The following is a 19,982-nucleotide window of genomic DNA, read 5'->3' as shown; positions in this document are numbered from 1 at the left end:
GCAGGTCAGAGGCGCTGGGGACCGGAGCCGCGGGCGGACAGCTCGTCATTGGAGTTGTAGAGCGTGCAGCTCCTCAGCGACAGGCAGCCACAGCCGATGCAACCGTCCAAGTCGTCGCGCAGTCGTTGCAGCTGGTCGATCCGGTAGTCGAGATCCGAACGCCATTTCTGGGACAGCCGAGACCAGTCTGCCTTGGTCGGCACCCGGTCCGTCGGAAGAGTGCCGAGGGCGTCGCGGATGCGTGCGAGCGGTATCCCCAGTCGCTGCGAGACCCGGATGAACGCGATCCGGCGCAGAACATCGCGGTGATAGCGGCGCTGGTTCCCGGCCGTCCGGGTGCTCTCGATGAGAGCCTCGCGTTCGTAGAAGTGCAGAGCGGAGACTGCGACTCCAGATCGCTCGGCGACTTCCTTGGGAGTCAGATCGCGATGTTTCGACACCATGACCTTGACCTTACTTGAGGTATCCAGAACCGGGCCGAGGCGTGAGGTATCCCTCGTTCGATTGACCTAAACCAAAGTTGAGGTTGTGGAATGTGGGCATCGAGCTTTGAAGGAGCAGAATGCACGCGAGTAGGCAGTACGAGTTGGGCCGGACGAGGTCGGAGAATCTGTGGTTCGGACCTCATGGGGCCGTCGTGGCCGGAATCTTCGCGTTGGCATTCCTGGTCGCGTTCGAATCGCTCGCGGTCGCCACGGTCATGCCTGAGGTGGCCAAGCAGCTTGACGGGCTCATGTTGTACGCGTTGTCGTTCGCGGCCCCCATTGCTGTCGGCGTGGTGTCAATGACCCTCGCCGGGCCCGAGATCGACCGCAACGGACCAGCACGGGCACTGCGCCTCGGCGTCGGGGTCTTCTCAGCCGGGCTGATCGTGGCCGGAATCGCCTCGACGATGTCGGTATTCCTGGTAGGACGCGTCGTGCAGGGCCTGGGCATGGGGCTGATCTCGGTTGCGCTGTACGTCGTGATCGGACGCACGTTCCCCGAACATCTGCGTGCGCGAGTGTTCACGGTCATGACCAGCGCATGGGTGCTCCCTGCGCTCGTCGGACCTGTCATCGCCGGGTTCATCGCCGAGACGGTGGGTTGGCGGTGGGTCTTCTTGATCGTTCCGGCACTTGCCGTCGTCGCGCTGTCATTGATCTGGCCGGCGGTCGGCTCCATCGACGGCGATCCGGCGATTCGAGCGAGTCACCGGCGGACGTGGCGGGCCGCGCTGATCGCAACCGGAATCCTCGCGGTGAGCCTTGCGGGGCAGAGGTCTCACCCGTGGTGGCCGGTCATGTTGGCGGGCGGACTCGTCCTCGTCGTGTTCAATGCTCCGAAGCTTCTCCCGCGAGGCGCCTGGAAAGGCAGACGGGGTCTGCCGAGCGTCATCGCGACGCGAGGGCTCCTGAGTGCCGGCTACTTCGGCGCGGAGACCTACTTGCCCCTGTCGCTCGTGGAGCATCGCGGTTTCACCGTGACGCAGGCGGGACTCTTCCTGACCTCGGCCGCGGTGCTGTGGTTCACCGGCTCGTGGTTGGCAGCGAATCTACCTGCGCTCGGATCAAAGCCGCTGCGGGTGCGCCTCGGGGCGTTGGGCGTCCTCGTCGCGATCGGCTCGGCGTTCCTGACGCTCGATTCGACCGTCCCCATCGTGATCGTCGCGGCGCTGTGGAGCATTGGCGGTCTCGGTATGGGGATGGCCGCGCCGACCCTCGGAGTCCTGTTGCTGGACAGCTCGGCGCCCGATGAGCAGGGTGCCAACAGCGCCGCGATGCAGACCAATGACGCGGTCGTGCAGTCGCTCGTTCTCGCGGTGGGTGGCGTCGTGTTCGCGACGATGCTGACGGTCCACCCGATGACGGGCTATGTCCTGGTGTTCGTCCTCGCCGCCGTCGCGGCTGCGACGGCGGCGGGACTGGCCTCACGACTCGTCGCGAGGGCTACTTCTTGATCTTGCCGGTCTTCGAGCTGAGCTTGCTGGCGGTCAGGTACGAGGTCTTGCGCTGGTAGACCCGAACCGAGATGCGCTTGCCCTTGTCGGCCTTGCGCAGCTTGTAGTACCGGCCGGTCTGGCCCGAGATCGTCTTGCCATTGCGGTACCACTTGTAGCTCAACTTGATCGGCTTGGCACCCCACAAGGAGGTGTCGGCCCGAAGCTTCTTGCCGACCTTCCGAGTTCCGCTGATCGAGACCTTCTTCGGGGTCAGGACGCCGGAGGCCTTGGCTGTCGGGCTTGATGCCTTCGTCACGGCCACAGCATCGTTGCGCTTCCCGGTCACTCGTACCGTGATCTGCTTGCCGGCCTGCGCATTGGCGACCTTGAACGTGGTGCCCGTGGCACCGGGGATGGCGACGTTGCTGGCGAACCACTGCTGACTCAGCACCACGCCGCTGGGTCCCCAGGTACCTGGCTTGACGGTCAACGTCCGGCCGGTCGTCGGCGTGCCCGAGATCGTCGGGGTGGCGCCTGTGATGGTGACGGTCGGCAGCGTGACGGCTGCGGTCGCCGCGGAGGTCTTGGACGTCGACGTGTGGTTGGCGAGGGTTCCGGTGACCTTGACCGTCAGGGCTTTTCCGACGTCGGCTGCGACGGGGGAGTACGTCTTGGCCTTGGCTCCGGTGATCGGTGCGCCGGCAGCCAGCCACTGGTAGGTCAGTGCGACGCCGGTGGGCCCCCAGGTGCCGGGAGCCGCGGTGAGGGTCTGGCCGACTTGTGGCGTCCCCGAGATCGTCGGGGTGGCACCGGTCACCGCGGGGGCGGCGCCGAGCTTGATCTCGAAGTCGATGACCTGCCCGTACGCGGTGGCCTTGATCTCCTTGGCCGTGGCCTCGGTGTAGGCGTTGTCGTACCACTCCTTGACCCCACCGACGCCTGTCGGAGGCGTGATGAAGAACTTGTAGCGGTCACCGATCCGCAAGGTCCGGCGGTAGACGCCGGTGGCGTCGGTCTCGTTCGGTCCGGCCTGATACGGGCCCCAAGCGCCGTTGTAGAACACGTAGATGCCGACAGGAGTGTTGGGCAGCGGGTTGCCGGCCGGATCCTTGACCGTGAGCTTCATGCGGGGAGCCACGTCCAGCTTGATGTTGATCGACCCTGTGGTGGCTCCTGGGGTCACGGTCACAGGGGTCGCGGCGGCGTAGGTCGCGCTGTCCTGCCAGTAGCGCTGTTCGTAGGACGGCGCATCAGGGTTCGTGTAGTCGTCGAATCGTGCCGACACACGGTAGGAGCCGCGGACCAGGCCGACGCCGAATCCGTCCGCGGGGTCCTTCTGAGATGTGAAGTTTCCGTTGGCGTCAGTAGTGGCTGAGTGGCTTCCGCCGCGATCAGAGTCCTCGAACGAGATCGACGCCTTGGCCAAAGGCTTCCCGGCGCGGTCGGTGACCTTGCCGGTGATTTGGCCGGCGGGCTCCAGCACCATGTCGTTGACCGCCGTGGCTCCGGTGCCGACCTGGACGGGGGTCGCGCCGCCGAGACTGTCCTTGTCGTTGTAGTACTCGCGCTGGTAAGCGTTGTTGCCGACGCCGGCGACCTCGAACTTGTAGTAGCCAGCCTTGAGTCCCGTCAACGCGAACGTGTTGCCGGTGAACGAGAAGCCGTTGGTGTTCGGCGTGGACGGATCGGAGTCGACGCTGTCGTAGCCGCCATTGATCGTCGCCGAATAGGACAGATAGATGAAGACGCTGCTGGCCGGGACGTTGCTCCCACCGACGGCCTTGGTGAAGACCTTGCCGGTGATCGAGCCGGTGTCGGCGGCCTGTGCCGACTGGATCGTCATGCCGGTCAGAACCAGACACAGGGCGATGACAGCGCCGATCAGGCTGGTCGGTCGGAAATTGCGCGACCGCGTGGTCGTGGACGTGTTCATGGAGCCCCCGGAGGATTCGATCAGTAGGGCCCCTCGACCCCCGTCGCGTTCGATAATAGGCAGACACTGTGTCTGCGGGCCAAATCGGGTCGGTTGCGGTGTCATTGCTGTGGGGGACGCGGGTCGGGATTCGGGGGAGTGGTCCGCTGCGGCCCGCACGCCGATACCCTTGACCCGTGAGCGCATCCTCGTGGTCCCCCGGTCGTCCGCTCCGCATCGCCCTGCTGGGCTGCGGTGTCGTGGGCACGGAAGTGGCCCGACTCCTCACGCGGGACGCAGACGAACTCGCGCAGCGCGTCGGTGCTCCGCTCGAACTGGCGGGTATCGCGGTTCGTCGTCTGGGCCGCGAACGCGATCTCGACCTGCCCGACGAGCTGTTCACGACCGATGCGGTCGGACTCGTCTCACGCGGCGACATCGATGTTGTGATCGAGGTCATCGGCGGCATCGAGCCGGCTCGTGAACTGATTCTGACGGCGCTGGAGAACGGCGCTTCTGTCGTCACCGCCAACAAGGCACTGCTCGCCGAAGACGGCGCGACTCTGTTCGACGCCGCGCACAAGGCCGAGCGTGACCTCTACTTCGAGGCAGCCGTCGCCGGTGCGATCCCGATCGTCCGTCCGCTGCGTGAGTCGCTGGCCGGTGACCGGGTCGAGCGGGTGCTCGGCATCGTCAACGGAACGACCAACTTCATCCTCGACGCCATGACCACGACCGGCCAGGGCTTCTCGGAGGCCCTCGACGAGGCCCAGAGGCTCGGCTACGCCGAGGCAGATCCGACCGCCGACATCGAAGGTTTCGACGCCGCGGCCAAGGCAGCGATCCTGGCCGGCCTCGCCTTCCACACCAGGGTGACGATCGGCGACGTCCACCGTGAAGGCATTACCGAAGTCACCGCGGCAGATGTTCGGTCCGCCGACGAAATGGGCTGTGTCGTCAAACTGCTCGCGATCTGCGAGCGACGCGACACCCCCGACGGAGCCGCGGTCTCCGCGCGGGTGCACCCGGCGATGATTCCGCTGACTCACCCGCTCGCGAGCGTCCACGGCGCCTACAACGCGGTGTTCGTCGAGAGCGAAGCCGCGGGGCAGCTGATGTTCTACGGCCCCGGTGCCGGTGGTGCGCCGACCGCGAGCGCGGTGCTCGGCGATGTCGTCTCCGTCGCGCGCAACCGGCGCAGCAATGTCTTCGGGCCGGGCGAGTCGACCCACGCCGACCTTGAAGTCCTCGACATGGGCCGGGCCCGCACCCGCTATCACGTGTCGATCGACGTCGACGACCGTGCCGGTGTGCTTGCCTCGGTCGCGAGCGCCTTCGCGGCGTTCGACGTCTCGATCAAGACGGTTCGTCAAGAAGGCAGTGGCTCCGATGCCCAGTTGGTCATCGTGACCCATGAGGCCGACGACGCCGCGTTGTCGGCGACGGTCGACTCGCTGCGAGAGCTCGACATGGTGCGTGACGTGACATCGGTGATGCGCGTCGAGGGAGGATTCTGATGGCACACCTGTGGCGTGGCGTGATCGAGGAGTATCGCGAGTGGCTTCCGGTCACGGCCGAGACTCCCGTGGTCACATTGGGCGAAGGCGGTACGCCGCTGGTCCATTCGGCCTGGTTGTCGGGTCTCGTGCGCGGCGATGTCTGGATCAAGGTCGAAGGCAACAACCCCACCGGATCGTTCAAGGATCGCGGCATGACCGCGGCGGTCTCGGTTGCGCTGGGCGAAGGTGCCAAGGCCGTGGTCTGCGCCTCGACCGGCAACACCTCAGCGTCCATGACCGCCTATGCGGCCCAGGCGGGACTGACCCCGATCGTCCTGGTGCCGCACGGCAAGATCGCGGCCGGAAAGATGGCTCAGGCGATCATGCACGGGGCCGAGGTCATCCAGGTCGAGGGCGGTTTCGACGAATGCCTGCAGCTGTCGCGGGCACTCGCCGACAAGTACCCGGTTGCGCTGGTCAATTCGGTCAACCCGGTCAGACTGCAGGGGCAGAAGACCGCGGCATTCGAAATCGTCGACGCCCTCGGCAAGACGCCTGACCTACATGTCCTGCCGGTCGGCAACGCCGGCAATATCTCGGCTTATTGGCTGGGTTACCGCGAGTACGCCGAGGCCGGCATCGCGAGCAAGACACCCGCGATGTGGGGCTTCCAGGCCAAGGGCGCCGATCCCATCGTTCAGGGTGCGCCGATCCCGAATCCCGAGACGATTGCCACGGCGATACGTATCGGCAACCCTGCCTCGTGGCATCTCGCGGAGGCAGCACGTGATGAATCCGGTGGTCTGATCGATTCGGTCAGCGACGAGCAGATCCTGCAGGCGCAGCGTGAGTTGGCTTCGCACGACGGCATTTTCGTGGAGCCCGGATCGGCGGCCAGCGTCGCAGGTCTGCTGGCGGCCGCCGCGGCGGGCAAGGTCGAGGCCGGTCAGACGATCGCCGTCACCGTGACGGGTCACGGGCTCAAGGACATCGACACCGCACTGTCCGGTGTCGGCACGCTTGTCGATGCGGTCATCAAGGCCGACGTTGACGCCGCGGCAGCCGCCGCAGGCCTGCTGTGACGTTCGTCGACGGCCCGGTCACGGTCGAGGTCCCGGCTTCGAGCGCCAATCTGGGACCCGGCTTCGACGCGCTGGGGCTCGCGCTCGACCTGTACGACATCGTCACGGCCGAGGTGATCGACAGCGGGCTCGAGATCCGGGTCACCGGCGAAGGCAGCAACGGCGTCCCGCTCGATGAAACGCATTTGGTCGTCCAGGCCATGTACGCGGCATTCGATCTGATCGGCGGGCGCCCGCCGGGTCTTCGCCTCACGTGCATCAATGCGATCCCGCACGGTCGCGGACTCGGGTCGTCGTCGGCCGCGATCGTCGGCGGTATCGTGCTGGCCCGTGCTCTGGTCGACGGGGGCGAATCGCTGCTCGACGACGCCGCGGCATTTCAGCTCGCGGTCGACCTGGAAGGTCACCCCGACAACGTCGCTGCCGCGATGTTCGGCGGACTCACGATCGCCTGGACTGACGGCGCTGCGGCCGAAGTCGAGCGGTTGCAGACCGACGTCGAGGTCACGGTGTTCGTGCCGCCGACGCCGGTTTCGACCGAAAAGGCGCGCGGGCTACTCCCAGAAATGGTCCCGCACCGCGATGCGGCCGCGAATGCCGGACGGGCAGCGCTTCTGGTCGCGGCCTTGACCGTCGCCCCGCGCCGACTGATCTCCGCCACCGAAGACTGGCTCCATCAGTCCTATCGTGCCGAGGCGATGCCCGACTCGTACAAGCTGCTGCGTCAGCTCCGAGTCGAGGGAATCCCGGCCATCATCTCGGGCGCCGGACCCACCGTGCTGGCCTTCGCCCGTGGCGTGGCTGACCGGGGCCCGGCTGGTTGGGCCGTGCACGAACTGGCGATCGACCAGACTGGTGCCCGGGTCGTCTGAAATCCGTTCCGCCCAGGTCAACCCAAGCGCGAGACCAAGCGCCATCAGAGTGCTATGGTGGAAATGTCGGAGTTGAGTTCATCTCCCCGACAGTGACAACGCAAGTGCCGCAGTGCCATACGAGGCGCTCGTCCGTACGAGTTGCACCTCGGTGCGTTCCGGTATCCCGGATCACTGGCCTTGCGCCCCCATTAAAAGGAACCCACGTGACTGAAACCACCACGACACCTGACATTTCCGCGCCTCCGGCTGCGGCCAGCGCCCCCAAACGAACCGGGGGAGGGCTGGGTGGAAAGGTGCTCGCCGAGCTGCAGGAAATTGCCGCAGAACTCGGCATCACCGGCGCGCAGAAGATGCGCAAAGGTGCATTGATCGACGCGATCAAGATCGCCCGCGGCGACGCAGGCACCTCGACCAAGGCCGCCGTCAAGGCTGCGTCCGCTCCGGCCGTCATCGACGAGCCGACCACGGCGCCCGTCCTGCCGACCGGGACGACTGTGCCCGAGGCCAAGAGCGACCCGGTTGCCGACGCGGCGCCGGTCAAGGCGAGCCGTCCGGCGCGCAAGCGCAAGCCGGCCGCCGCCAAGGAAGACGCCCCCGTCGAGGCCAAGGCCGAGGCTGTGAAGGCGGATGCCCCGGCAGAGCAGGCTCCCAAGGCAGCGGCCAAGAAGACCGCGCCGAAGAACGAGGCGGTCAAGGCCGACTCCGCCAGGAACGAAGCTCCTGCAACCGAAGAGTCCAAGGACGACGAGGCAGACGGCGGACGCAACCGTAACCGCAATCGCAATCAGAACAACCAGAACCAGAACAACAACGAAGGCCGCGGTGCCGGTCGCAACAACCAGAACCAAAACCGCAACCAGAACCAGAACAACCCACAGAATCAGCAGAACCCTCAGGGCCAGGCTGCCGCAGCCGCGCTCGAAGAGGACGAGGACGGCAACGCACGTCGTCGCAACCGCCGCGGACGTAACCGTTCGGGCGGCCGCACGGGCGTTGACGTCGACACGTCTTACACCGAGGACGATGTCCTGGTTCCCGCAGCGGGAATCCTCGACATCCTCGACAACTACGCCTTCGTCCGCACGACCGGATACCTGCCGAGCGAGAATGACGTCTACGTCTCCCTCTCGATGGTCCGCAAGTGGGGCCTTCGCCGCGGTGACGCCGTGGTCGGCCAGGTGCGCCAGCCCCGTGAAGGTGAGCGCAAGGAAAAGTTCAACCCGATGGTCAAGATCGACTCGGTCAACGGGATGACGCTCGAAGAGGCCAATAAGCGCGTTGAGTTCTCCAAGCTGACCCCGCTTCACCCGTCGGAGCGCCTGCGCCTCGAGGGCGACGCGGGCGGACTGACGGGCCGGGTCATCGACCTGGTCTCGCCGATCGGCAAGGGTCAGCGTGGCCTGATCGTCTCGCCCCCGAGGGCCGGCAAGACCATGGTCATGCAGCAGATCGCCAACGCGATCACGGCCAACAATCCCGAATGCCACCTGATGATCGTCCTGGTCGACGAGCGTCCCGAAGAGGTCACTGACTTCCAGCGCACTGTCAAGGGTGAAGTCATCGCCTCGACGTTCGACCGTCCGGCCACTGACCACACGACAGTTGCCGAACTCGCGATCGAACGCGCCAAGCGGCTCGTCGAGCTGGGACACGATGTCGTCCTGCTGCTCGACGGTCTCACCCGTCTGGGCCGTGCCTACAGCCAGACCGCGCCGAATTCGGGCCGGGCCGTGTCGCATGGGGTCGACCCCTCATCGCTGTATCCGACCAAGAAGTTCTTCGGTGCTGCCCGCAATATCGAAGACGGTGGATCGCTGACGATCCTGGCGACCGCGCTCGTGGAGACCGGCTCGCGGACCGACGAGGTCATCTTCGAGGAGTTCGCCGGCACCGGGAACTGGGAGCTGCGTCTGCGTCGCGACCTCGCCGACAAGCGCATCTTCCCTGCCATCGACGTCAACGCTTCCAGCACGGGACGCGAAGAGTTGCTGATGGGGTCCGACGAGCTCGCCGCAGCATGGAAGCTGCGTCGCAAGCTGTCCGGCGTCGAAGGCAAGCAGGGCCTCGAACTGGTCCTCGACACTCTCAAGAAGACCTCGACCAACGCCGAGTTCGCGGCCCAGATCGACAAGGCGGCTCCGGCCAAGAAGGCTGTCAGCAGCTGACTTGACCCATGTCATCGTGAGGGGCGTATCCGGGAGACCGGGTGCGCCCCTTTGTCATGCGATCACGCCTGCGGCCACGCTGGTCGAGGTCCGCCGACGAACGATCCTTGGGCCAGCGGGACTCCGAGTTCGGACAGGGCCTGCAGCTCTGCGGCGGTGCTGACGGATTCGGCCAGGATCCGGGCATCGAGCTGCTCTGTCAGGCGTCCGGTCACCTCGATAGCGGTCCGTTTCGTCGGAGACTGATCGAGGCCGGCGATCCACGCCTTGCCGAGTCTGACGATCGCTGGTCGGAGCCTGATAATGCTGCCGAGCTCGGGCTGGGCGGTCTCACGGCCACCCACCGATATCAGCGCACCCGCGTCGCGGGCCTCGCCGAGTGCCGTCTCGATCGCGATGCTGATCGTCGGTGAGAAGTCCGTGATGTCGAGAACGACGCCAACCAGACTCCCGTGATCACGCATGGCCGCGCGGACGTCCGGGTCACCCAGCCGTCTCAGTGGGACGGGGATCGCCATGAAGGTGTTGGGAGGCAGAATCGAGAACGCCGTGAGCGCGGCGCGGGCGATGTCGATTGTCGGATCGGTCGTACGGTGTTCTGGAGAGCCGCCGGTGAACCCCATCGCCTGGTATCCGGCCGGTACCCCGCGGGCCACATCGAGGATCGGCAGGTACTCGAACGGCAGGCGCGGCTCGGTTGCTGTGTCGCGACCACGGAGTGGTTCGGCATCTTCAAGGAGGTGAGACATGGCTCAGCTCACGGTGTCGATGTTCGCGCGGACCGCGGCAACGAGAATTGTCGAGGCTTCGACGCACTTGAGTGCTCTCATCGATTCGGACCTCCCAACCCGGTGGACAACGCTCCTCGTGATGGACGTGGACGCCTGCGTGCCCATGTGGCGCCAGAATACGGGAGGTCTGGTTGGTCATGAGGTGGATCGGGCCTGGGCCGAAACTGTTTGGGATGGCTGTGCTTCCCTGTGCGGCCTACGCTTGCGTCATGACCAGCGCATTCGACTTTTCTGCTACCGCGATTGACGGCACGGAGCGTCTCCTCGCCGACTACAAGGGCAAGGTGCTGCTAGTCGTCAACACCGCGACGCAGTGCGGATTCACTCCCCAGTTCAAGGGGCTCGAGGCGGTGTACCAGGAGTACGTCGACCGTGGCCTGGTCGTGCTCGGCTTCCCATGCGACCAGTTCGGGCACCAGAACCCCGACGGGGACGAGGAGACCGCGATGTTCTGCGAGAAGAACTTCGGTGTGACGTTCCCGCTGTTCTCCGAGATCGAGGTCAACGGAGACGGGGCCCATCCGCTCTACAAATGGCTCAAAGAGGAGAAGGGCGGCCTCGGTCCAGCCAAGATCAAGTGGAACTTCACCAAGTTCCTGATCGACACCGACGGGAATGTGGTCAAGCGCTACGGCTCGACGACCAAGCCCGAGAAGATCCGCGGCGACATCGAGAAGCTGCTGCCGGCCTAGCGCTTGGGATGACCAGGCCACCAGAACCGTTCGCCCAACAGGGTCGCTAGGGCAGGAACGAGCAGGCTTCGGACCACAAGCGTGTCGAGCAGGACGCCGAGACCCACGATGATGCCGATCTGGGTCAATGTGATCAACGGCAGAACGCCGAGCACTGCGAATACCGACGCCAGCAAGATGCCAGCGCTCGTGATGACGCCGCCGGTCACCGCGAGCGCGGTCGTCATCGCTCGGGCGATCGGTTCGGTACGGGCTTCCTCTCGGGCGCGGGTCGTCAAGAAGATGTTGTAGTCGACCCCGAGCGCCACCAGGAAGATGAACGCGAACAGAGGGACCGTCAGGTCGAGGGCAGGAAAGTCGAACAGCCACTGGGACACGAACCAGCCCAGGCCCATCGCGGAGACGTAGGTCGCGGCAACCGTCAGCACCAAGACGACAGCGGCCACGACTGATCGCAGCAAGAGGAGCAGGATCAACAGGACGCAGGCAAGGACGAGCGGCGCGATCAGGGTGAAGTCGTCGATCGCGGCAGCCCGGGAGTCCAGGTCCTGTGCGTCGGGTCCACCGACGAGCTCGGCGTCGGTCAAGGTGTCGCGCAAAGCCTTGACGGCTGCAGTCGAGCGTTCCGATCCGCGGTCGGAACCCAGCACGACATCCAGCTGGGCCCAGGTCTCGTTCGCCGGGCCGGGACGCACCGAGGCCACGTCGTCGATGTCCTGCAAACGCCGGGTGACCTCCTCGACTCGATCTGGTCGCGTGAGGACGACGGTCGGTTCGGCCGCCCCCGCCGGGAAGCCTTTCGCGAGCGTCTCCTGACCAGTGACTGCTTCGGGCGTCTCGCGGAAACGGTCGTTCTGGGACAGTCCGACGTTGAGGCCGACCCCTCCGAGCGCAAGGATCAGCAGGACGGCGAGGCTGCCGAGTGCGACGGTGCGCGGCCGAGCGACGACGCGTGCGCCGACCCGCGACCACAAACCCGACCGAGCGGGGTCGTCCTGGCCGACGCGGGGGACGAACGGCCAGAACAGCCGGCGTCCGAACAACACCAGAGCGGCGGGCAGTGCAACGAGTCCGTAGATCGCGGCCACTGCGACGCCGATGGAAGCGGAGTAGCCGAGTGCGCGGTTCGAGGGCGAATCGGCGAACGACAAAGTGAGCAGGGCGAGTATCACGGTGCCGGCGCTCGCGAGGATCGCGGGAGCAGCCTGCCGCCAGGCGGAGGTCATAGCTGTGTGGCGGTCCTCGTGCCGGCGCAGCTCTTCTCGGTAGCGGGCGATCAGCAGTAGGGCGTAGTTGGTTCCCGCGCCGAAGACGAGCACGGAGGTGATGCCGATGGTCGAGCCGTCGACCGAGAAGCCGAAGACTTCGGTGGCCGCCGCAACAGCGGTCACCGCCACGCGGTCGGCGACCGCGACGACGGTGAGCGGCACGAGCCAGAGCCATGGGCTCCGGTAGGTGATGAGCAACAACAGTGCCACGACGGATGCGGTGGTGAGCAGCAGGCGGAGGTCGGCACCGGCGAAGACGTCGGCGAGATCTGCCTGGAATGCCGGCCCGCCCGTGACCTCGGCGGTGACCGAAGCGGGGACGGCTTCGTCGAGCGCCGTGCGAAGGTCTTCGATCTGTTCCTTGCCGGTCTCGGAGTCGAGCGGCACCGGGATCAGGGCGATCGTGGAGTCGTTGGAGAAAAGCGGGGTGAGTGCATCGTCGCTTACCGAGAATCTTTGCACCGCGTCGATCACGGCCTTTGTCACTGAACCGCCACGCTCCAGAACGCCTTTGTCGGCACTCAGCACGACGAGGGCGGGAGACTCGTCGCTGGCAGGCAGACTGCGTTGCAAGGCGGCGACCTTCGTCGATTCGCCCGAATCGGGCAGCAGCGCGGTGGGGGAGTTGTTCTCGCGAGCCGTGAGCCCGGACGTCAGTACGAGGGCCGAGCCGATCAGGAAGAACGCCACGACGAGGAGCTTGGATCGCGGCCCGAGGAGCGACCGGGAGCGCGTCCGCCTTCCCGACCCGCTTCCATCATTGAATAGTTCCATGGGTGAAATAGTATGCTGACGACGTGGAAGCCGCCAAACGAGCAGTACCGACCGATGACGATGTGCTCGGACTCGTGAGGGAGCTCAGGACATTCGTCGGCAGCGTCGAGCGCTATATGACCGAGATGAGCCATCTCCACACGATGCACCGCACAGATCTGACCGCACTGTCGTTGATCATGGACCACAAGGCGTCGAGCCCCAAAGAGCTCAGTGACGTCATGGCGTTGAGTCCACCGGCGACCTCGGCGATGCTGGCCCGACTCGAACAAGCCGGCCACATCGAGCGTTCGCAGTTGCCCGGCAATCGTCGCTCGGTCCATATCGAGATCACCGACACCGCGCGGGCGGTGGGCGGATCGATGTTCGGCGTCCTCGCCCAGCACATGCGCCGCGTCCTGGACGTCCAGGACCCCGCCGACCTGCGGGCCTTCACGACGCTGATGGAGCAGATCGTCGCAGCGACCGATGCTGCGAGGGCAGAGGCCGCCGGGTCCGGGGAATAGATCCGGACCCGATTTCCTTATGTGGGGTGCCAACTGGCAGAATTCATCCTTGGTTCTGGTTCACGCACCGCATCCCGCGATACGACCCAGCGCCGCCGAGAGGACATCATGAAGCAAGGCATTCACCCCGATTACGTCGAGACCCAGGTCACGTGTACCTGTGGCAACTCGTTCACGACCAAGAGCACGGCTCCTGAAGGCGTCCTGCGCGCTGACGTCTGCTCGGCCTGTCACCCGTTCTACACGGGCAAGCAGAAGATTCTCGACACCGGCGGCCGCGTGGCTCGCTTCGAGAAGCGTTACGCCAAGAAGTAGCGACCTACCAGCGCCGACCCCTGCCCTCCGGGCTCGGGTCGGCGCTGTTGTCTGTGGGTGCCGGTGATTGTCGCCCGCGCTATTGCACCGTAACCAGGAGGTCCAGATGTTCGAGGCAGTCGAGACACTCGTCAGCGAGCATGCCGAGCTCGAAGAGCGCATGGCCGACCCTTCGGTGCACTCTGACCAGCGCCTGGCCAAGAAGCTGGGACAGCGCTACGCCGAGCTCAGCGCGATAGTGAAGACGTATCGCGAGTTCCAGCAGACGACCGACGACCTCGAGGCCGCGCGCGAGTTCGCAACAGAGGACGAATCGTTCGCCGCCGAGGTCGAAGCCCTGATTCCGCGTCTGAATGAGCTGTCCGAGCGTCTGCAGCGGTTGCTGGTTCCGCGTGACCCCCAGGACTCCAAAGACATCCTGCTGGAGATCAAGGGCGGCGAGGGTGGTGAGGAGTCGGCCCTGTTCGCCGGCGATCTGCAGCGGATGTACTCGCGCTACGCCGAGCAGCGTGGATGGAAGACCGAGATCATCGACGCGACCGAATCGGCGCTGGGCGGCTACAAGTCCGTCACGATGGCGGTCAAGGCCAAGGGCACCCCCGAGCCCGGCGAAGCCCCGCATGCCCTGCTGAAATTCGAGGGCGGCGTCCACCGCGTGCAGCGGGTCCCGGTGACCGAGTCGCAAGGACGCATCCACACTTCTGCTGCCGGCGTCCTGGTCCTGGCCGAGGCGGAGGACATCGATATCGAGATCAACGACAACGATCTGCGCATCGACGTCTACCGCTCGTCGGGTCCCGGCGGACAGAGCGTCAACACGACCGACTCGGCGGTGCGCATCACCCACGTACCCACCGGTGTCGTCGCGAGCTGCCAGAACGAGAAGAGCCAGTTGCAGAACAAGGAGTCGGCGATGCGAATATTACGTGCGCGCCTTCTGGAGGCTGCGCAGGCCGCCGCCGACGCCGAAGCGTCCGATGTCCGCAAATCGCAGATCCGCACCGTCGACCGTTCCGAGCGCATCCGGACGTACAACTATCCCGAGAACCGGCTCTCTGACCACCGCACGGGCTTCAAGGCCTACAACCTCGACCAGGTCATGGACGGGGCGCTCGATGACGTCATCAAGTCGCTCGTCGATGCCGAGCTCGCTGAGCGACTGGCCGCCGTCGAGAGCGGTTCATGACCGTACGATCGCAGGCAGAGCGGCTGCTGGAGCAAGCCACAGCAGACCTCGAGGCCGGGGGAGTGTCATCGCCGCGTCATGACGCCGAGATGCTGTTGAGCCATGTCACGGGCGTGCCTCGCATGATGCTGCTCGGCAAGGCCAAGCCAGACGGGCGTCAGGTGCAGGAATTCCAGTCGATGGTGGCCGCACGTGCGGCTCGCACCCCGTTGCAGCACCTCACCGGGAGTGCCGCCTTCCGTTACATCGACGTCGAGGTCGGTCCGGGCGTCTTCGTGCCCCGCCCCGAGACCGAGCTGCTGGCCGGTTGGGCGATCGACCACGCCAAGACGATCGAGTCGCCGGTCGTCGTCGAGCTGTGCGCAGGTGCGGGTGCGATCTCGTTGTCGGTCGTCCATGAGGTGCCGGGCGCGCAGGTCCACGCCGTCGAGCTCGACGAGCCGGCCTATGAATGGGCGCAACGCAATCTGGCCGGCACAGGCGTCGATCTGCGCCTCGGCGACATGGCCGACGCCTTCACCGACCTCGACGGACAGGTCGACGTCGTGGTGACCAATCCTCCGTACGTTCCGCTCGACGCGTGGGAGTCCGTGGCACCGGAGGCGCGTGACCACGATCCGGCGCTCGCGCTGTGGTCGGGCGATGATGGCCTTGATGCGATGCGGGTTGTCGATCAGGTCGCGTGGCGACTGCTGAAGCCCGGCGGAGTCGTCGGTGCCGAACATGCCGATGCCCAGGGTGAGTCTGCTCCCGGGGTGTTCCTGCCCCGTTGGGCAGAGGTGCGCGATCACGCCGACCTTGCCGACCGGCCACGCTTCGTCACCGCCACCAAGCCTCGACGTTAGGCTCTTGCATCATGGGCGGCGGAGAACTGGCACTGATCGGTGTCGCATTCGCTGTTGGCATCGGCGCGGCACTGCTGCCGATGTTCGTCAATGCCGAGGTCTACGTCGTCGCCACGGGCGCGACGGTCAGCAGCCGTCCGTTTCTCGCCTTCTTGATCCTGGTGCATGTCATCGCGACGACGATCGGCAAGGGCTTCGTCTTCCAGCTGGCCAGACGCGGCACCAACAAGATTCGTATGGTCAAACCCGAGAAGCCGCGTAATGCCTTCTCGGCCTCTACGCGTCAGTTCGGCAGACGACTGGGCCGGACCCGGTTCTTCCAGGTGATCAAGAAGATCAACGACTGGCTACTGACGCTGCTCGACCGGCCGTATTCGGGCGGCCTCACGGTCTTCATGTCCTCATTGGTCATGGTGCCGCCGCTGGCGATCGTGACGATCCTGGCCGGGGCATCGAAGCAACCGCAGTGGCTGTTCCTGACGATGGTCTTTCTCGGCCGCCTCATCCAGTTCCTCGCGATCGCATTCATCCTGCACCAAGTCAGCTGGTTCTGACCCCGCCCCAGCCGCTATAAGCCCAGACCGAACAGGCACCCCAACCATGGGCCGAGCGAGCGCAGCGAGCGAAGGCAGGCGCCCGGGCGAAGCCCGGCCACTGTGAGGAACGAACCGTGGGGGCGACGACGAAGGAGTCGGCGCGCCCTAGGATGAACACGTGAAGTTCGACTGCAGTGTTGACGAGGAGTTCGATCGGGGACTACTGGCGGCCCAGGCGGCGCTCGAAGCGGGCAAACTTGTCGTTCTGCCGACCGATACCGTCTACGGCCTGGCGGCTGACGCCTTCTCGCCGCAAGCCGTGCAGAACCTGCTGAATGCCAAGGGTCGCGGCCGCGACATGCCGCCGCCGGTGCTGGTCGGTTCGCCGACGACGCTCGACGCCTTGGCCATCGACATCCCGTCGTGGCTCCGCTCGACGGTCGAAGCACTGTGGCCGGGCCCGCTGACGGTCATCTTGCGTCAGCAGCCGTCCCTGACCTGGGACCTCGGAGAGACCCACAACACCGTCGCGGTGCGCATGCCGGACGACAAACGTGCACTGGCCCTGATCAAGCAGACCGGCCCGCTTGCGGTCAGCAGTGCCAACACAACCGGTGACCCGGCCGCCCAGACGATCGAACAGGCGCAGGACATGCTGGGCGGACGCGTCTCGGTCTACCTCGACGGCGGTCCGAGCCAGTCCGACGTCCCCTCGACGATCTTGGACGCGACCGGGTCGACCCCGCGCATCCTGCGACAGGGCGCGATCACCTTGGAGACGCTCCACACCTTCAACAACACGATCGAGCCGGCCCAGTAGATGCGCGAGTATCTCGTCGTCTTCGGAGTCGCCCTCGGCGTCACCTATCTTCTGGCATCGATCGCGCGGCAGCTCGCAGTCCGCTTCGGGGCCGTCGCACGGGTGCGCGATCGCGACGTCCACGCGATCCCCACGCCCTATTTCGGCGGCCCGGCGATGCTGGGCGGTCTCATCGCGGCATTCCTGGTCGCGACGAACCTGCCGTTCCTGTCGCTCGCCGACAGCGATGTGTTCAAGGACGCCCGCGCGGTCCTGCTGGGCGGCATCGTGATCTGCATCGTCGGAGTCGTCGATGATCTGTATGAACTCGATGCCCTGAGCAAGTTCGCCGGGCAGGTGCTGGCCGGCGTGATCGTCGTGGCGCAGGGTGTCCAGTTCGTCTACCTGCCGTTGTACGGCAACTACATCGGTCTCGATCAGTTCCAGGCCATGATCTTCACGGTGCTGCTGATCGTCGGCACCGCCAACGCCGTCAATTTCGTCGACGGGCTCGACGGCCTCGCGGCCGGAATGGTCGCGATCGGGGCGGTCGCCTTCTTCGCCTACGCGTTCATCCTGGCCGTCGAGAACGGCGAGACCCGCGCGATCGCCGCGGCACTGCTCACCGCCGCACTGGCGGGTGCGTGCATCGGAATCTTGCCGCACAACTTCTTCCCGGCCCGGATGTTCATCGGTGACTCCGGCTCGATGCTGATCGGCTTCGTGCTTGCATGCTCGTCGATCAGCCTGACCGGCCAGTTCCCGGCCACGGCCCTGAGCGAGGGCATCGGGGGAGCGGAGGTCAGCTTCCTCCCCGCTTTGTTGCCGTTGATCCTGCCGTTCACGATCCTGCTGGTGCCGTTCGTCGACTTGGCACTCGCGGTCGTACGACGTACCCGCGCCGGCCGCTCGCCGTTCAGCCCCGACAAGATGCATATCCACCACCGGCTGCTGGAGATCGGCCACTCCCACCGCCGTGCCGTCTTGCTGATGTACGCCTTTGCCGGCCTGGTCGCCTTCGGCAGTGTCGTGATCAGCCTGTTCAGCGGGTGGCAGTCGATCGTCGGTTTCAGCGTCCTGGCGGTTGTCACGATCGCGGCGGTGTTCCTCCTACCCAAGTTCGAAGAGAAGGTCTGGTCGTAAGTGCAGCAGGTCCTCAAAGTCCTTCCATGGGTTGTTGCCGTGGTGGCGGTCTGCGCCGTCGTCGCCGGAATCATCCAAGGCTCGGCGGGTGCGCTGGGTGCGCTGTTCGGCGGGGGGCTGGTGTGCGTGTTCTTCAGCTCGAGTCCATTCGCGCTCGGGCCCATCACCAAAGTCAGCCCGCAGCTGTCCTTGCTCGTGGCGATGATGTTCTTCGTGACCAAGGTCGTGGCGCTGTTGGCGCTCTTCACGGTGCTGGCCGACAGCGACCGGGCTGGAGACCGCCTCGACCCGAAAAGCCTCGCAGGCACCGTGATCGTGGCCACACTCGCGTGGACGTACTTCCAGATCCGAGCCGCGAAGCGTCAGCGACTGCCGATGTACGACCTGGGCAACGACGCTCCGTAGTAGCCTGATAGCCTGATGCCGCAACAACGGGACCGCCCGATTTATTTCGAGTCACCCGTGCGCTGTGGTTAAGGCAGCAGTGTGGGAGCCCTCGGGCACCGACGGTTCGCTAGAACCGCATCGCAATGACGCAGGCCGTAGCCGGACTGAGTAATCGACCGCGCCATCTGAAGGGTTATGTGAGTGACGAACGTAGCTTCCGAGAGTTTCATTGCGCCGGGACCAGGCAGTTTTGAACTTCCGCCGGCCTTCCACATCGGCGACTTCGGTGTCACGAAGTCGATGCTGCTGCTGACGCTCTCGGCTGTGGTGATCATCGCCTTCACGTATGCCGCGTCCCGCAAGGCCGCTGTCGTGCCCGGACGCCTGCAGTTCGCCGGCGAGGCCGTCTACGGCTTTGTCCGCAATGGCATCGCGCGCGATTCGATCGGCAGCGCGGACTTCATGAAGTACGTGCCCTATCTGTTCTCGTTGTTCCTGTTCCTGTTCGTGAACAACTACTACGGTGTCATCCCGTTCTTGCAGTTCCCGAGCTTCTCGCGCATCAGCTATGTCTACGGACTCGCGGCCTTGGCCTGGATCGTCTACAACGGTGCAGGCATCGTGAAGCACGGCTTCTTCGGCTACCTCAAGCATCAGACGGTGCCCAGCGGTATGAAGGGCCCGATCCTGATCCTGCTGATCCCGCTCGAGTTCATGTCGAACATCCTGGTCCGCCCCGCGACCTTGGCACTGCGTTTGTTTGCCAACCTGTTCGCCGGCCACCTCCTGCTGATCCTGTTCTCCACGGGCGCGGCTTACCTGGTGTTCGAGTCCGACAAGATCGCGTACGCGCCGGTCGGCATCCTCTCCCTGATCCTGGGCATCCTGGTCAGCTTCTTGGAGCTGCTGGTCATGTTCTTGCAGGCTTATGTCTTCACTTTGCTGACTGCGATGTACATCGGCAGCGCAATCGCCGAAGAGCACTGAGCCACCCCTAGCACGACCCAGACTTACAACTTCATACGCTTTTCTTCACCATGAACGACGCGCATCTGCGTCACAACGAAAGGAACTGCCGTGGACGGCAACCTCAACATGATCGGCTACGGCCTCGCTGCTGTCGGTCCTGGCATCGGTATCGGTCTCATCTTCGCGGCCTACATCAACGGTGTCGCTCGTCAGCCCGAGGCGCAGGCTCGCCTGCAGGCGATCGCCATCCTTGGCTTCGCCCTTGCCGAGGCACTTGCCATCATCGGCATCGCCCTCGCCTTCGTTCTTTGACCCAG

General features: G+C 65.4%; 20 protein-coding genes. 16 read left to right on the top strand and 4 right to left on the bottom strand.

Annotated features, from left to right (window positions below):
* Nucleotides 1–5 precede the first annotated feature (5 nt).
* Nucleotides 6–443: a redox-sensitive transcriptional activator SoxR gene (soxR, locus tag ACXJKC_RS09655; RefSeq protein WP_456696485.1), complete on the bottom strand. Its 438-nt coding sequence runs from the start codon at nt 441–443 to the stop codon at nt 6–8.
* 119 nt (nt 444–562) lie between these two features.
* Between soxR and ACXJKC_RS09650 the strand changes: the two genes are divergently transcribed.
* On the top strand, nt 563–1,939 hold the full coding sequence (locus tag ACXJKC_RS09650) for an MFS transporter (RefSeq protein WP_456696484.1): 1,377 nt from the start codon (nt 563–565) through the stop codon (nt 1,937–1,939).
* On the opposite strand, the gene ACXJKC_RS09645 is transcribed toward ACXJKC_RS09650, so the two are convergent.
* Nucleotides 1,929–3,854 (bottom strand): carboxypeptidase regulatory-like domain-containing protein, encoded by a 1,926-nt coding sequence (locus ACXJKC_RS09645; RefSeq protein ID WP_456696483.1) that lies wholly within the window; start codon nt 3,852–3,854, stop codon nt 1,929–1,931. The two genes, ACXJKC_RS09650 and ACXJKC_RS09645, sit on opposite strands and share 11 nt — an antisense overlap.
* Before the next feature lie 176 nt (nt 3,855–4,030).
* Between ACXJKC_RS09645 and ACXJKC_RS09640 the strand changes: the two genes are divergently transcribed.
* The 4 genes from ACXJKC_RS09640 to rho all read left to right on the top strand — a co-directional run bounded on the left by ACXJKC_RS09640 (nt 4,031) and on the right by rho (nt 9,454).
* Nucleotides 4,031–5,350: a homoserine dehydrogenase gene (locus tag ACXJKC_RS09640; RefSeq protein WP_456696482.1), complete on the top strand. Its 1,320-nt coding sequence runs from the start codon at nt 4,031–4,033 to the stop codon at nt 5,348–5,350.
* Entirely contained in the window at nt 5,350–6,414 is a 1,065-nt protein-coding gene (gene thrC, locus ACXJKC_RS09635; protein WP_456696481.1) for a threonine synthase, read from the top strand. Before ACXJKC_RS09640 ends, thrC begins: the two co-directional genes overlap by 1 nt.
* Nucleotides 6,411–7,286 carry a homoserine kinase gene (gene thrB, locus ACXJKC_RS09630; protein ID WP_456696480.1) on the top strand — a complete coding sequence of 292 codons (876 nt, stop codon included), beginning with the start codon at nt 6,411–6,413 and terminating at the stop codon, nt 7,284–7,286. The genes thrC and thrB overlap by 4 nt, the downstream gene beginning before the upstream one ends.
* A 206-nt stretch (nt 7,287–7,492) precedes the next feature.
* Nucleotides 7,493–9,454: a transcription termination factor Rho gene (rho, locus tag ACXJKC_RS09625; RefSeq protein WP_456696479.1), complete on the top strand. Its 1,962-nt coding sequence runs from the start codon at nt 7,493–7,495 to the stop codon at nt 9,452–9,454.
* 62 nt (nt 9,455–9,516) lie between these two features.
* On the opposite strand, the gene ACXJKC_RS09620 is transcribed toward rho, so the two are convergent.
* Nucleotides 9,517–10,203, bottom strand: coding sequence for an EAL domain-containing protein (locus ACXJKC_RS09620; RefSeq protein ID WP_456696478.1), 687 nt, complete (start codon nt 10,201–10,203; stop codon nt 9,517–9,519).
* A gap of 251 nt (nt 10,204–10,454) precedes the next feature.
* On the opposite strand from ACXJKC_RS09620, the gene ACXJKC_RS09615 reads away from it, so the two are divergent.
* Nucleotides 10,455–10,937, top strand: coding sequence for a glutathione peroxidase (locus tag ACXJKC_RS09615; RefSeq protein ID WP_456696477.1), 483 nt, complete (start codon nt 10,455–10,457; stop codon nt 10,935–10,937).
* Here ACXJKC_RS09615 and ACXJKC_RS09610 read toward each other — a convergent pair.
* Entirely contained in the window at nt 10,934–12,979 is a 2,046-nt protein-coding gene (locus tag ACXJKC_RS09610) for an MMPL family transporter (protein ID WP_456696476.1), read from the bottom strand. The genes ACXJKC_RS09615 and ACXJKC_RS09610 overlap by 4 nt on opposite strands.
* 23 nt (nt 12,980–13,002) lie before the next feature.
* On the opposite strand from ACXJKC_RS09610, the gene ACXJKC_RS09605 reads away from it, so the two are divergent.
* From ACXJKC_RS09605 to atpE, 10 genes are all read left to right on the top strand, one after another.
* Nucleotides 13,003–13,485 carry a MarR family winged helix-turn-helix transcriptional regulator gene (locus tag ACXJKC_RS09605; RefSeq protein WP_456696475.1) on the top strand — a complete coding sequence of 161 codons (483 nt, stop codon included), beginning with the start codon at nt 13,003–13,005 and terminating at the stop codon, nt 13,483–13,485.
* Nucleotides 13,486–13,593: 108 nt separating this feature from the next.
* Nucleotides 13,594–13,800 (top strand): 50S ribosomal protein L31, encoded by a 207-nt coding sequence (gene rpmE, locus ACXJKC_RS09600; protein WP_309968218.1) that lies wholly within the window; start codon nt 13,594–13,596, stop codon nt 13,798–13,800.
* 106 nt (nt 13,801–13,906) lie between these two features.
* Nucleotides 13,907–14,986 carry a peptide chain release factor 1 gene (prfA, locus tag ACXJKC_RS09595; protein WP_456696474.1) on the top strand — a complete coding sequence of 360 codons (1,080 nt, stop codon included), beginning with the start codon at nt 13,907–13,909 and terminating at the stop codon, nt 14,984–14,986.
* Complete coding sequence (gene prmC, locus ACXJKC_RS09590; RefSeq protein ID WP_456696473.1) at nt 14,983–15,831, top strand: peptide chain release factor N(5)-glutamine methyltransferase; 849 nt, start codon at nt 14,983–14,985, stop codon at nt 15,829–15,831. Before prfA ends, prmC begins: the two co-directional genes overlap by 4 nt.
* Before the next feature lie 11 nt (nt 15,832–15,842).
* Nucleotides 15,843–16,385: a VTT domain-containing protein gene (locus tag ACXJKC_RS09585; RefSeq protein ID WP_456696472.1), complete on the top strand. Its 543-nt coding sequence runs from the start codon at nt 15,843–15,845 to the stop codon at nt 16,383–16,385.
* Nucleotides 16,386–16,545: 160 nt separating this feature from the next.
* Nucleotides 16,546–17,187 (top strand): L-threonylcarbamoyladenylate synthase, encoded by a 642-nt coding sequence (locus tag ACXJKC_RS09580; protein ID WP_456696471.1) that lies wholly within the window; start codon nt 16,546–16,548, stop codon nt 17,185–17,187.
* A complete protein-coding gene (locus ACXJKC_RS09575) occupies nt 17,188–18,309 on the top strand; it encodes a glycosyltransferase family 4 protein (RefSeq protein WP_456696470.1) in 1,122 nt (373 codons plus the stop codon).
* A complete protein-coding gene (locus ACXJKC_RS09570) occupies nt 18,310–18,714 on the top strand; it encodes a hypothetical protein (RefSeq protein ID WP_456696469.1) in 405 nt (134 codons plus the stop codon). It abuts the gene before it with no gap.
* A gap of 183 nt (nt 18,715–18,897) precedes the next feature.
* A complete protein-coding gene (atpB, locus tag ACXJKC_RS09565) occupies nt 18,898–19,683 on the top strand; it encodes a F0F1 ATP synthase subunit A (protein ID WP_456696468.1) in 786 nt (261 codons plus the stop codon).
* Between the two features lie 90 nt (nt 19,684–19,773).
* Complete coding sequence (atpE, locus tag ACXJKC_RS09560; protein ID WP_108578844.1) at nt 19,774–19,977, top strand: ATP synthase F0 subunit C; 204 nt, start codon at nt 19,774–19,776, stop codon at nt 19,975–19,977.
* Nucleotides 19,978–19,982 lie beyond the last annotated feature (5 nt).

Source organism: Aeromicrobium sp. P5_D10, from assembly GCF_054049535.1.
Note: the sequence above shows the minus strand (reverse complement) of the source record. Positions and strands in the feature narration are given on the sequence as shown.